At 38.3% G+C, this 15,865-nt stretch carries 4 protein-coding genes; 2 read left to right on the top strand and 2 right to left on the bottom strand.

All coding sequences use genetic code 11. The features are described 5' to 3' along the window. Positions 1-5: 5 nt before the first annotated feature. Positions 6-164, top strand: a complete 159-nt coding sequence (locus tag N5909_RS03770) for a hypothetical protein (protein WP_007284777.1) — start codon at positions 6-8, stop codon at positions 162-164. Between the two features lie 42 nt (positions 165-206). Here N5909_RS03770 and N5909_RS03775 read toward each other — a convergent pair whose 3' ends face one another. After that, entirely contained in the window at positions 207-677 is a 471-nt protein-coding gene (locus N5909_RS03775; RefSeq protein ID WP_020901801.1) for an arginine repressor, read from the bottom strand. A gap of 470 nt (positions 678-1,147) precedes the next feature. After that, positions 1,148-3,430 (bottom strand): Xaa-Pro dipeptidyl-peptidase, encoded by a 2,283-nt coding sequence (locus N5909_RS03785; RefSeq protein ID WP_271630833.1) that lies wholly within the window; start codon positions 3,428-3,430, stop codon positions 1,148-1,150. Positions 3,431-3,683: 253 nt separating this feature from the next. Between N5909_RS03785 and N5909_RS03790 the strand changes: the two genes are divergently transcribed. Then, positions 3,684-15,865, top strand: a 12,182-nt coding sequence (locus N5909_RS03790; protein WP_271630834.1) for a mucin-binding protein, incomplete at its 3' end; no start/stop codon positions are given.

A 15,865-nucleotide genomic window follows, 5' to 3' on the forward strand; every position in this document is an offset into this window, starting at 1 on the left:
CTGTTATGGGAGATAAACCGATATCTTTCCGAGATGCGGATGGCAATTTCGTTTCCGCCGCAGATGTTTGGAATGAAAAGAAATTGGAAGAACTGTTTAATCGTCTCAATCCAAATCGTGCCCTGAGATTGGCACGAACTAAAAAAGACAATCCATCTCAGTAAAATAGATAAAAAGATTCCGTGCCAGATTAGACACGGAATTTTTTATTCTTCAAAGAAAAATGGTGGAGCGAATTTTTTCAGTTCTTCAAAGCATTTTTGAGCAGCTTCTGCATCTTCACAGATGACAAGACAGACATCATCGCCACAGAGGGTAGCGATAGCGTCAGGAAAGCTCAAAGCATCAATGATAGAACCAAAGGATTGAGCAAGCCCAGGAAGGGTTTTTAGTAGGACTTGGTGTTGAACTGGACGCATCAAGACAAGAGCATCTTCCATATAAATTTCGAGACGTTTTTCCCATTTTGAGGTTGAACCTGCATTGAGCACGTAGTAAGAGTTGTCTTCTTCTCGTACTTTTGAAAGGTTCATACTTTTAATATCTCTCGAAAGTGTAGCTTGTGTAACTTGAATATCATTATCGGCAAGAAGAGCTTGTAGCTCAGCTTGAGTATGAATCTTGTTTTTTGTTACAAGAGCTCGTATGAGTTGGTGTCGGTGTTCAGATTTATTCATAAAATGTTACTCCTTGTACTAGATACAGAAAGCGTGGACTGAACGAGATTGTCAGTCGGGTGGTAAGCGGTATTGTCACGTATGATGATTTCAAAGTAAGTAGTATAGGACTAAACGGAGAGAATCTCCCTCTTTTAACTTGTCACTAGTTGGGTGGAGATGAATTGGCTCTCTATCCGTTTATTTACATTAGTGTCCTCTACTAACAGTAAATCACTCAATTAGGGTAGCCTTTTGTCACGACTTGTTGTGAATTTATGCCAAATGGCAATTCACAGAGATTTTCCAACATGTGGTATGGTAGCGAGTATTATAAATGATTGCACATGTTGGTTAGGGTCTTAGTATCTTTTGTCCCAAATCCAGTATTATGCATATCAAAGGTCTAGACTAGGATTGAATTTGATACCAAGTTTATGTGTAGTTTAACAGTTCAAGTGGAAATAGTTCCATCTTGAAAGTCTGATATATTAAACCTTTTGACAAGGTAGGATAAGACTAGACTGTTCAAGATCAACAGTCAGCTGGTATGCGGTATTGTCACGTATGGTGATTTCAAAGTCAGTAGTATAGAGGACTAAACGAAGAGTATCTCCTTCTTGTAACTTGTAAATAGTCGGTTGCAGTTCAAATTGCACATCCATCCATTCATCTGCAGTAATATCTTCTACTAACAGTAAATCATTTCTATTTTGTAAATTGAGATAGCCTTTTGTCACGACTCGTTGCGCATTTTCACGAAATGGCAATTCACAGAGATTTTCCAACATGTGGTAGCGACCGTTGTCAATGGTTCTAGCACTTAAAACAGCTGGATAAGGTTGTAGATATTTCTTTTGTCCAAGTTCCAGTAGTTGGGCCGATAAGAGCCCCTTATTGGTACTAGATTTAATACGAAGATTGAGCTGAGCGCGACCGTTCAGGTGGAGGTTCTTGGTCACAGGAAGGTCAATAGTAATTTGATTGGCTTTCCCTTGATAGAGGTCTGTATTAAAGGTCTGGTATGTTTTACCATAGCGCTCAAAATCCTTATCTGGGTACTGGTTTTGAATGACTTGCTCTTCTTGACCAAGTGAGAAAGTTTCTGAGCTTTCCTGATTACCAAAATCATCAAGAGTCTGCCAAGTCTGAGGAGCTGTATTGTCCTGCCAGATAACGGTCGGAAGTTGGAAATTTGTATCTTGTCCCAATAATTTCTTAGTCAGTAAGGCGTTCATAGATTCACGGAAGTCAATGGACTGCCAGTTGTTCATATAAACATGGGCACCATTATGGAAAAAGAGATGCTTATTGATATGAGCTGGAAGAGCATGGAACATCTGGTAAACATGAAGTGGTTTGACATTCCAATCCTGTGAACCGTGGGTAAAGACAACCTCAGCCTTTACTTTATGGGCATTGAGCAGATAATTGCGGTCATGCCAAAACTGATTGTAATCGCCAGTCTTGCGATCCAGTTGCACTTTTACTTTTTCTAAGTCAGCTTGGTGAGCTTCGTTACCACGGATATAGTCGCCAGCCAAGAGATTACGAGAGTAGGTTAGTTCAGCAAGAGAGTCAAAGTCCTCACCTGGATAACCACCTGGGCTAGTGACCAGACCGTTTTCACGGTAGTAGTTGTACCATGAAGAAATGCCAGCCTCGGCAATGATGACTTCTAAACCATCGACACCTGTAGTCGCAAGACCATTGGACATGGTACCAAGATAGGAAAGTCCAGTTGTGGACACTTTTCCGTTTGACCAGTCAGCCTTGACTTGACGCTGGCGCGTGTGATCAGTAAAGGCACGGCAACGACCATTGAGCCAATCGATAACATTTTTATAAGCCTCGATTTGCTGGTAATCCCCGTTAGTCATGAAACCAGTAGAGTCTTTTGTACCAACACCTGAAACATATAGATTAGCAAAACCACGTGGAAGGAAGTAGTCGTTGAGACTATAGCTAGCATTGATGTGCGTTAGCTTTTCCTCTGCTTCTGACACAAGCTCAGCTTGACCTTGGGCTTGGACGAGATTTAGTTGAGGTTCTTCTAGCTCAATCTTGTGAGTAGGTTTGACTTCGAGTTCGCCCTCCATCTTGTAGAGAGCCTTGTCGCTAGCTTTATCATTGGTTCCCTGATGATAAGGGCTCGCAGTCATGATAGCAGGGATTTGCCCGTCATAACGAGGACGAATAATGCTGACCTTGACTAGGTCTGGTAGACCTTTTTGGTCAGTATCGACACGAGACTCAACGTAAACGACTTCTCGAATGACATCATGGCTAGAAAAAGTTGCTAAACTTTTGCCGTTAAAGTAGTGATAGTCATTATCCTCAGGAATAAGACCGTCACTGACAAGTTGGTCGATAAGAGTATTCCCTTTTTTAGTGCGAGTATTGAGTAATTGATAGAGATTTTCAATCAAGTCACCGTATACAATAGGGAATCCAGTCTCTTTACGAAAAGCTTCACTGTCTTCGAAGTCAACCAAATAGGAAAAGCCTAAAAGTTGAAAAGCCACAGTATAGAAAATATCTGCAGTCAACTCTTTATCTGATTGAAAAAATGTCAATAAGTCAGTTTCTGTATCAACTGCTAAACTGGATAGAGGATAGGAGCTATTTTTAAAATTAAAAAAGAAACGAATAAGAAACGCTTCAAGCATTTGTTTATTTGTAATGTTGACTGGTAAATCAAATCCATACTTTTTTAATTCAAAGATAATTGTATCTCTAGGTAGCGCTAAATAGCTGAATTGATTAAAACGCATAGAACCTCCAGTGAAATTATACTTTAATTTATTATATCAAAAAAATAGCGAAAAGCCAAGATTAATCTTTCTGTAGAACGATATTTACCATTATATATTACAACAGTTTAATTTTTAAAAACGAAAGAAAATTCAATTATCAAATGATATAGAAAATGTTCAAATTCGTTGAAATGAAGACGATTGCATGGTATAATATATCGTATGTAATTGTAATTTCTGGTTACATAATTAAAAAAGGAAAGTGAACATTATGTATAAATCAAAAAGACAAAAAAATAAATCTTTTGATTGGTATGGCCTGAGCCAACGTTTCTCTATTCGTAAGTACCATTTTGGTGCTGCGAGTGTGTTGTTGGGGACAGCCTTGATTTTGGGTGCTGCCCAAACGACTGCCAAGGCAGAAGAAGCAGCTACTGAAAATAAAACAGAAGCTGTTGCATCTGCACCAAAAGATGATAAGGAAAGTGAGAATGTCGCAAATGTGACGACACCTGCTCTTTCTGCTACGACAGAAGCTGCTGTAGCAGAAAAGCCAACCTTGAGTGATGAGGAAGTTGCAAAATTAGCTGCTGAAGCGTCTAAGAAAGATGAAAAAGCATCTGAAACAGCTACAACTGAAAAAACAGAAGCAGCTGATAAAGAAAAAGCAACACTAACTGCTCCTTCAACAGACAAAAAAGCTGATAAAGCAGTTGATGAAAAATCTGATAAAAAGGACGAAAAGAAAGCAGAAAATCCAATTACTGCTACTAAAACTGTCCTTGAACAGTTGACATCTGAAGCAGAAGTATTGAACACAACTGCCTCAAACTTTGCGGATAAAAAAGCAGAAGATAAAGCTGGAAAAGAAGCAATCGCAACTGCAGTAGCTGCAGCTAAAGTTCAAATTGAAGCTTCTAAGAAAGCTCTTGCGGCAGGAGAAATCACTAAACAAGAATTGGATGCCCAACTCCAACGTATTTCATCTGCCATTGAAGCAGTCTATGCTGAGATGAAACGTGCAGGACACGTAGGTAAAGTTGAAGCGGTGTTGGCAGGTGAAACTACTACCAATACAGCAATCGTAGCTCCTACAACTAAGACTCCAGTAAAAAATATTAATGAATTAACCGAAGAAGAGATAGCTGCGGTTAAACGTGAAATCATGAATGCCAACCCAAGCATTACGGATCCTTCTATGATTGAAGTAGTACAAAAAGGAAACGGAACTGCAGGTGGAGCAACTGTTACAATAAATGGTGTTAAAACTAATATTCCTTCTGGAGATACTGTTGTTGGTACTGCGGGTACAAAAAACTTAGAGCAACTTAAAAATAACATTAACTGGTTCGACTTTGCAGCAGCATCTATTACATACTCTAATGGTACTGTAGTAGGGCCTGCAAGAAAATTAGCGCAACCAATTACTAAAACTATCACATATCCAAATGGTGACAGAGTTGAAGGTAAAATCACAATGGTTCGTGATGTTACCTATGCTGATGGTTCAAAAGGTTTAACAACTGATGATAAATTCTTAAATTCAGGAACTGCGAAATATGTTGAACATTTATACTACACGGGTGGAGCTCAAAACGATCATGAACTTTACGAAGCTTTACAAGAAGGTATGAAGTTCAATGTTAAAACAAAGGTTGAAGGCTATACTTTAACAGCTACAGTTATAAAATTAGGTTCGAAAAATGTAGAGGCTGATCCAAATAAAACACCAGCAGGACCTGTGAATGCGGTTCGTGATTATGGTGATTGGGGTTCTGAAAAACAATTAGCAAAAGCACAAGCTGAAGACAAAAGATTCAAAGAAAATGCTACTAAAAACAAAAAAACGTTGGCTAATAACCCAACAGTATCAGTAAATGGTGTAGCATTAACGATACCAGAATATCCAACAGAAACATTTGCTAATACAGATGCTTATTATGCGAAAGCAGCTGCTTATCATAAAGCTGTTCAAGACTACAACAAAGCTATTGAAAGTCAAGGTTTAACAGCGACAAAACTTGCTGAAACTGGGTTCTCTTATGTTAATGTGAATGGTAAGGCTGTACCATCAGGATCAGCTAATCTTTATAAAAAAATTGGAGATCAAAGACATGCGGATGTCTTAATTACATCTCAAGATACTCAATGGTCATACTTAAGGAAAGCAGGACTTCCAACAACAAATCCAGATGGAAGTGAAATGCTTACTGCATTTACATCGTCTCGTGATGAATCTAACGTTGGTGTAACATTTTCTCTTTCTGCGACATATAATGGTCGTATTGTAGACGTAAACGTAATTGCGGCTGATGCTGAAGAAGCAGGGCGTACAGAAATTGTTCAATTTGAAACAGATGGAACGAAATGGGAACAATTCATGGCATTAAATCTTCAAAAAGATATTGATGATAAAACAGCTAAAGGAGTTTATCCAAGTAAAGAAAGTGATGTTAATGCTGACGGACGTCTTGCGCAAGCGGGATATAATCCAAAAGATTGGGTTAACTTAGACGAAAAAGGGAAACCTATTGCATACGGAACTAATACATTTGGAGCGAACTACACATCAATGGGATCTAAAAACTCATTACCTATCGCTCTTTCTCAAAACGTTAAAACATTATCGATGTACTTGAACTCTGCAGGAGCGCAGGCAGGAACAATCGGATTCATGATTTATGATGGAGGAGATGCTCCGCAATCTTACGGTTCTGCACAACATATTATCGGGGACTTTAACAAAGAAGTTATTAAAGATGGAGTTAAAACTCAGGTAACAGCTACTCAGCCATATCTAGGTAATGTTAAAGGAGACCCAGATTTCCGTTCAACTAAAACTGACCCTTCAGGTGGATGGGTACTTGATGATTTAATCACATCAGAAAAATATAAAGAGACACCATTAGAATCAGGAAAAACAATTGTAACAACAGATAAGGGTGTAACAGGTAAATACTTATTATTACCAAATGGTAATGCTGTAATTGAAAAATCTGATAACACACGTGTACTTTTAAATCAAGGTGATGTTATTGAGATGGCGAACCCAGTATCTAAGCTTCCGATTCGTGGAGTTTATAACCACACAACAGGTGCTTTAGGTGAAGGTACTCTTGGAGATGAAGGAGAAAGCCAACTTCTTGATCCAGCGGTAGCAACTGAGTACAAATTACGTCAAGCCCAAGGTAATGAATATGTCCTTGAAGGTGTTCGTGCTAACCTAGGTGTTAATAATGATAAAGCTTATATCCGTGGATGGGTAGACTTCAACAACAACGGTAAATTTGATCTTAATGAATCTTCAGAAATCGTAGAAGTTAACCAAAATGGAACTTACAATATTAAATTCAAAAACACGCCACAATTACTAGATACCTCAGCAGATAGCTTAGGAGTACGTTTACGTATTTCATTAACAAAAGATGAGATTCTAGAACCAACAGGTGTGGCATCATCAGGGGAAGTAGAGGATTTCCAAACACATGTAGTTCACATGCCACGTGGTACTAGATATGAGACAAAAGATTATCAAGGGCGAGAACAAACAGTTACACTATCAACTAATGCGATGTTCATAGCTAATGGTAAAAATAAAGATTCTAAATTTACGAAATGGGCGCAAATTGAAAATGAGAATTTATCGCCGAAAATAGTTCTAACTGATAAGCAAGTCGCGTCAGAAGAAGCTATTGCTGATAAGTCTGGATTACCTGCAAATTATCGTGTAGACTCTACAGGCAAGGTTCATGTAGAACGAAATGGTGCCACTGTATATTCAGGAGAATATGTAACAGTAAAAGATAAAAATAATAAAGTTTTGGGTAAAGGACTTAAAGTTACAAACCCATTAACTGGGAAAACAGAATATTTATTAAGTGAGTATACAGAATATGATACTGCAGGAAATGAAGTAGGTACATATAAAGTTAATCCTGCTAATGAAGGTAAAAATACTTCTGTAGGAAATGGATTATATGAAACTACATTAACATTTAAACCTAACAAATCTTATGTTGGAACAGCAAAAGGTATTGCTGTACGTGCATGGGATGATAATAATAATTCAACTGGATGGGAAGCTAATAATGATACAATTGAGGCTTCTAAAATATCTACTACATTAGCAGAAAAAGATAAGGTTCTTGAAAATACAAACAATGGAAATAATGGTTATAAAACAATGGATACTAGTTATATTCCAACTGTTATTGATGTGAGACCAATAGGTGAAGATACTACAACTACTGATGTTCAAGGTAAAAAACAAAGTGCTAGACCTCAAATCCCAGTATATGGAACAGTGGAAACTGAAACAGGAGATAAGATTACAGATTCTAGGTATGCTGATGAATTCGAAATCATAGATAAGAATAAGAGTATAAAATTAGCGGATACTTTAGATAGTAATAAATCTTCATACGATAAAGATACTGAAGTAAGTAAGGCTACTACATTAACACTTGCTGATGGTAAGGTGGTTACGTATACTCCTGATAAAGATAAATTACCAGCGCGTGCGAAAATTGCTGAAGATGCAGATGTGGTAGTAACAGGTACAGGTTCTGTTGTAGTAAATAATGTTCGACTTGTTACTGGAAAAACTATCCCAGCGGGAGCTAGTCCAGTTGATCCTCATCCTGTTACAGCAGACACGGTTGTTACTCTAGCTAACGGTACAGAGACTACTATTTCTGCCGGAGGAAGAATTCCAGCAGGAGCTAAACTTAAAAATCCATTAGTAACAACGGCGAATAATACATGGAATAATGTCACATATAATACAGGTGATACTATACCACGAGAATCAGGTAATAAAATTTCTACCCTAGCTAAAGAAACAGCTATTAGTCAAATTGTAGGAAAAGGAGATGTTGTAAAAGTTGACGGTAAATATCGTGCAACTAACACGATTCCAGCGGGTACTAAAGTCAAGAGAATATTACCGTTAAATCAAGTTATATTACCAAGCGCAACACATCTTGATCCTACAACAGGAGCAATAACAGAGGTTCCACGTAGTTATGACCTGGCAAACACTAACGATTCTAAAGTAACAATCACAGGTGAAGGGGTATACGAACTTGTGAAAGATGCAAGTGGAAAACCAACAGGTGAAGTTACATTTACACCAGAACCTGGATTTGTAGGAAGAGGAACAGGTGTAGATTTAGTACAACCAGATATAGACTATAATGATGTTGTAGCAAATGATAAAGTTACAGAAAAATATGGTACTGATTACGGTAGAGCAAAATACACACCAATAGTAACACCAGTTACAGAAGCGTCGATTACACGTACAATTCACTATGTGTATGAGAGTGATAATGATGCAACAGCTACTAGTCAAGCTTCTTATAAAAATAATGATCCAATTTTATCGATCAATAATGAACCAGTAACACGTTCTCAAACTTTAAACTATACTCGTACATATAAAATGTTTGATGAAGATGGTGTATTAGACCAACCGATGGTAACTGCGAATACAGTTAGAGATGTGAATGGTACAGAATACACAGCAGGAACTGAAATACCTAAAGGTACTAAATTCTCTCAAGGAACATTGATTATTTCCGATTGGAAACATGGAGAAAATAACGAAGAGATGAATAGTATAGTTTCTCCTACTGTAAAAGGTTATACAGCGAATGTTGTAACTTTAGAATACAATGCTCCAAATGCAACAGGAGAAATGGCTCATATTAAAGATACTAAGGAAATTGGTACTTATAAACCGATTGATAGAAATACAAAAGATGTCGGAACGTATAAACCAGCTTCTTCTGCAATAAGATCAGACGACAAAGATAACTTTGATATGTATGTTGTTTACAAAGCTGATATCCAAAAAGCTAAAGTAACATACATTGACTTAGATGCAACAGGTGATGCTCGTATTCTTGAAGTTCAAACAGCAGCAACTGCTCCTGCAACAGGTGCAGATGCGAAAACAACTTATGGGGTTACAACACTTCAAGGTAAATCTCATACGAAGATTCCTTACCTAACAGCTGACACAATCAAGAAATATGAAGACCTTGGTTATGAATTAGTAACTGATGACTATACAAATAATACTCAAGGTACAGCTATTGAAGGTGGACGTAAGTTCGATGACGATAAAGATGTAGACCAAGCGTTCAATGTTTACCTACGTCATAAAAAAGTTCTTCGTCAAATTAAAGATACTCAAGAAGTAACACGTACAATCGAATACAAATATGCAAGTACAGATGATGTACCAGCAGATAAACGTGGAACAACGGCTGCACCAACAGTGACTGAAACACTTCACTTTGAACGTGACCGTACAATCGACTACACATTAGCTGCGAAAGAGTATCCAGCAGAATATGCTGCTTATAAAGCTGTGTTAGATGCTAGTAGATATGATTCGCCAGAAGAATACAAAGCTCGTACAGTTTACTACGATTACATCACAAACAAAGCGATAGCTGCAGATGCAACAGCTGCTCAAAAAGCAATCGTTACATTTGGACCATGGACTCCGGTAGGTGGAACAGCTACTGGTGTAACGTTAACACCTGCAGAAGTAGCAAAAGACGATAAGTTCAACCTTGTTAACTCTCCAGAAGTGACTGGATATACTCCAGATAATGCTACTGTAGAAGCGACTGCAGCAATCGATGCAGAAGCAGATGACTACAAGATCACAGTACTTTATACTCCAGTTGCTCAAAAAGCTGTAGTTAAATTCGTAGAAGTAGACCCTACTAATACAGATAAAGTAATTACTCCAGGTCTTGCAGATCCAATCGCAGTAACAGGTAAATCAGAAGCAGCTTACCCAGCTACAACAGCAACTTCAGTAACTGATAAGATTGCTGAGCTAGTTAAGAAAGGCTACGAACTAGTTGATAATGGATTCAAATCAACAGATAAGTTCGATAAAGATGCTGCAGTTGATCAAGAATATGTGGTGAAATTCAAGGCTAAAGTAGTAGATGTTCCATCATTTGATCCAACTAAACCATCAAGTAACGATAATCCAAAACCAACACCAGGTGTAACGCCAATCGATCCAAATAATCCAGATGGACCAAAATGGACTGAAGCATTAATCAACGCTGTAAAAGTACAAGAAGAAGTAACACGTACAATTAAGTATGTATACGAAGATGGTACTCCAGTAGCAGAGTCTGATTTGACAAGTGTAGCTGATAAGAAAGTTAAAACACTTAAATTCACTCGTTCTGGTAAGATTAATGTAGCGACAGGAGAAATCACATACGGAGATTGGTCAGCGAACCAAACGTTCGAAGCAGTAACTTCTCCAACACTTGAGAAATACACTGCGGCAGTTGCAGGTGTAACACCAACAGTTGCAGATGTGCCAGCGAAAACTGTAGCGGCTACAGATAAAGACTTCGAAGAAGTAGTAGTTTATAAAACGAAACTAATTACAGTCGATCCAAAAGCTCCAGGCTATAAAGAACCTAAGAAAGATGAGCCAATCAATCCAAATGATCCAAATGGACCAAAATGGACTGATGAACTACTTGCGAAATTGAAGAATACTGAAGAAGTAACACGTACGATTTCGTATACTTACTCAACAGAAGCAAGTGAACTAAATCAAGCTGAAAAAGATGGCAACAAAGCTGGAACGAATGTAGCTGATCCATTTACTACAAAAGTTAATTACACTCGTATAGCTAAAGTGAACCCAGTAACAGGTGAAATCACTTATGGAGAATGGGAAGCGAAGGATAACGATACTACACTAGAAGGAAAAGCAGAGCTTCCGAAAGTAGCAGGATATGTGGCAACGGGAGATGTAGAGACATCAACTAAATCTGTAGAAAATGTAAAAGCAGAAGATAAAGATATTACGGAAAAAGTAGTGTACAAAGCACTAGGTAAATATGTACCAGTTGTACCAGAAGGATTCACTCCTCCAACAATTCAAGATCCACAATATCCAAATAATCCAGATGATCCTACAAAACCAGGAACACCAACAACGACAATTCCATACGTACCAGGAACTACACCAGTAGGACCAGATGGACAACCGTTAAAACCAAAAGTACCTGGAGATCCAAAACAAGGATATGAACCACCAGCTCCAACAACACCAACAGGAGATACAACAATCGTTTATACGAAAGATGGTTCTCAAGTAGCGGTAACGAAATTCGTAGATACAACTGGTAAAGGATTGGAACCTTCGGTAGTCGATACAGGTGATACAGGTAAACCATTTACGAAAGATGCGGATGTAACTGCAGCAATCAACAAAATTTTAGCTCGTGGATATGAAAAAGTAGCAAATGTAAATGCTGGTGAAAAAGATTATCCATCAACAGATGCTGAAAAAGTATTTGATGCTGATGCATCAACAAACCAAGAATATACAGTGACATTCAAACCGATTGTTAAAGATATTCCAACAGCTCCAACTACTCCAGGTTATGTGAAACCAGAACCAGGTCAACCAGTAGATCCAACAAAACCAGACGGACCAAAATGGCCTGATTCAGTTAAAGACTTGAAGACTACTGAATCTGTAACACGTACTATCAAGTATATTTATGATGATGGAACTCCAGTTCCAGACAATAAACTTGGTACAGATGTAGTTGGTAAAAAAGTTCAAACTCTTGAATTCACGAGAACAGCTAAAGTAAATCTTGTGACAGGAGAAGTTGAATATGGAACTTGGACTCCTAAGACAACAGCTGATTTTGAATCAGTGCCAACACCAACAATTGATGGATATACTTCTGCGTTAGTAAGTAATCCAACAACAAGTGATGTTCCAGCTAAGACAGTAACAGCTGATGCAGCGGACTTCGAAGAAGTAGTTGTTTACAAAACAAAACAAATTACAATTGATCCAAATGATCCAAACTTCGATCCTGAAAAACCAGTAGATCCAAGTAATCCTAATGGACCAAAATATAAAGATCTTAAACTAACTGAAGAAGTAAAACGTACAATTACGTATACTTATGCAGATGATGTAGCAGATACTACGAAACGTGGAACTGATGCAGAACCTAAATATGAAACTACAGTAAGCTTTACACGTACAGCAACAGTTAATGCTGTAACAAAAGAGATTACTTATAGTGAATGGACAGCTAAAGATAACGATACAACTCTTGAAGGTAAAGCTGTAGTGCCAGTTAAAACTGGATATGTAGCAACAGGAGATGTTGAGTCATCTAAGAAAGATGTAACTGGTGTTAACGCAACGGATAAAGATATTATTGAAGAAGTTATCTATAAAGATTTAGGTAAATTTGTACCAGTTGTTCCAGAAGGATTCACTCCTCCGACAATTGAAAACCCACAATATCCAAATAATCCAGACGATCCAACAAAACCAGGAACACCAACAACGACGATTCCTTATGTACCAGGAACAACACCAGTAGGACCAAATGGAAAACCATTAACTCCAAAAGATCCAAACGATCCAACTAAAGGATATAACCCACCAACACCAACGAACCCAACTGAAGATACTACAATCGTTTATACGAAAGATGGTTCTCAAGTGGCAGTTACACACTTCATCGAAGTAAACAGTGAAACTGATAAGACTGAAAAAGGTGGAGTGGCTCAATCAGTCGTTGATACAGGAGATGCAGGGAAAGCCTTCACTAAAGCTGCAGAAGTAGAGAAAACTATTGAAGCTTTGAAAGCTAAAGGTTACGCAGTTGTTGAAAACAACTACCCAACAGATGGTAAATTCGACGCAGACTCTAAGACTAACCAAGAATTTAAAGTTCTGGTGACAGTTAAACCAGTAACTGTAAATCCAAATGATCCACTTCCGACTCCAGGAAAACCAATTGATCCAAATAATCCAACAGGACCAAAATGGACTCCTGAGTTAATCAAAGAGTTAGAAGATGGACGTAAAGAAGAAGTTAAACGTACAATCAACTATGTATATGCAGACGGTAAGAAAGCTGCTGATTCAGTTCAAGAAACTAAAGAGTTCAAACGTTCAGCGACAATCAACCCAGTAACTGGTAAGATTACATTCGGAGACTGGTCACCAGCTCAAACATTTGAAGCTGTAACTTCACCAAAAGTTACAAATTTCACTCCAGATAAAGAGACTGTACCAGCATCAGAAGTACCAGCAACTGCTGAAGATATCAATGAAACAGTAATCTATACTACAAAACCAACGAATGTTGATCCAAGCAAACCAGTGGATCCAAACACACCAGATGTTACTCCAAAACCTGAGGATAAAGTACCAAACGATCCAAAAGGACGTACCTACAAAGAATTAGGATTAATCGAAGAAGTAACGCACACAGTTCACTACAAACTAGCTGACGGATCAGATGCAGGTATCCCTGACAATGTACAAACATTAACATTCACTCGTACAGCTGACCTAGATCCAGTAACAGGAGCAATCTCTAACTACGGTACATGGAAAGCTAAAGGTGGAGACACAACAATCGATGCTGTAACAACACCAAACAAACCTGGATATGTAGCTTCAGCGGCTAAATCAACAGCTCGTGAAAATGTTAAAGCTACTGATAAAGATAGTGAAGAAACAATTATCTACCGTAAACTTGGTTCATATGTACCGGTAATTCCAGAAGGAGTAACACCTCCAGCAGGAACTGATCTAACACCAAAACCATATGAAACTCCAACTAATGAAGATCCTACAAAACCAGGAACACCTACTGAAACTCCACTAGTACCATACATCCCTGGAACAACACCAGTAGGACCAGACGGTAAACCATTAACTCCGAAAGATCCTAACGATCCAACGAAAGGTTATGAAGTACCGAAAGTACCAGAAGATCCAACTCAAAACACTACAATCACGTATGTTAAAGATGGTTCTCAAGTTGCTCTAGTTCACTTCATTAAAGCTGATGGAACTGCGGTTCACGTTTCAGTTGCAGAAGCAGGAGACACAGGTAAAGCAATTAAGACAACAAACATCGATAACGTTAAAGCTGAATTAGAAGCTAAAGGTTACGAAGTAATTGCTCCAACTGATCCAGCCTACACTACAAATCGTGTAGCATTCTACGCTGATGCAAACCGTACATTTGATGATAAAGATGATAAAGGTAATGATGGAATTAGCCAAGTTTACTACGTAATCGTTAAAGAGGGAATCGCTCCAATCGATCCAGATAAACCGCTAGATCCAAATACACCGGACGTAACTCCAAAACCAGGAGACAAAGTACCTGGAGATCCAAAACAACGTACTTACGAACAACTAGGATTACTAGATGAAGTAAATCGTACAATCAACTACAGATATGCGAATACTGATAAAGTAGAAGAAGCTAAACGTGGTCAAGAAGCTGCAGCTACTGTAGAACAAAAACTTCGTTACTCTCGTAAAGGTGACCTAAACAAAGTAACAGGTGAAATCACCTATACTTCTGACTGGACTGCACCACAAACATTAGCTGAAGTAACATCACCAGTAATCGACGGATACGTTGCGGACATTAAAGCAGCTGAAAAAGTAGAGAACGTAGCTCACGATGCAGCTGATTCTGTAGTGAATGTTGTTTACACACCACTAGGTAAATATGTACCGAAAGTACCAGAAGGATTCGAAGTTCCAAATATTGATAAACCTCAATATCCAAACGATCCAACAGATCCAACGAAACCAGGAACACCAACAACAACGATTCCTTACGTTCCAGGAACAACTCCAAAAGATCCAAATGGAAACCCACTGAAACCAGTAGATCCAAACGATCCAAGCAAAGGATATGTTCCACCAACACCTGAAAACCCAACAGAAGATACTGAAATCACTTATGAGAAAGATACTCAAAAAGCGACAGTAACTTATGTGGTAGAAGGAACTGGAACAGTACTTCACACAGATAACCTAGAAGGTAAATCTGGAGAACCAATCAAGTACTCAACAGTAGCGAAACTTACTGAATTGAAAGCTCTAGGATATGACCTAGTAACTGATGGATTCACGACAGCTACAGATAAGAACTACGATAAAGATACAAAAGTTGATCAAAACTTCGTAGTAACGGTTACACCACACGTTGAGCCAATCAAACCAGTGGATCCAGAAAATCCAAATGATCCTAATAAACCAAAACCAGGTGATCCAATCGATCCTAAGAACCCTGATGGACCAAAATGGACAGAAGATCTAATTAAGAAGATTGATACAACTCGCCACGTGAACCGTACAATCACTTACGTTAACGAAAAAGGCGAGGAAGTAGCTGAGAAAGTAACAGATAAAGTTACATTCACTCGTGAAGCTAATCTCAACGCTGTAACAGGTGAAATTACTTACGGTGACTGGACAGCTAAAGATGGAGATACAACATTTGATAAAGTTGAATCACCAGTAGTTAAAGGTTATATTCTAAAAGATGCTAAACAAAAAGAAGTAGCAGCTACAACAGGATTAACTGCAGACTCTAAAGATGAAAA

It is taken from the genome of Streptococcus gwangjuensis (assembly GCF_028156745.1).
In the GTDB taxonomy this organism is placed as follows: Bacteria; Bacillota; Bacilli; order Lactobacillales; family Streptococcaceae; genus Streptococcus; species Streptococcus gwangjuense_A.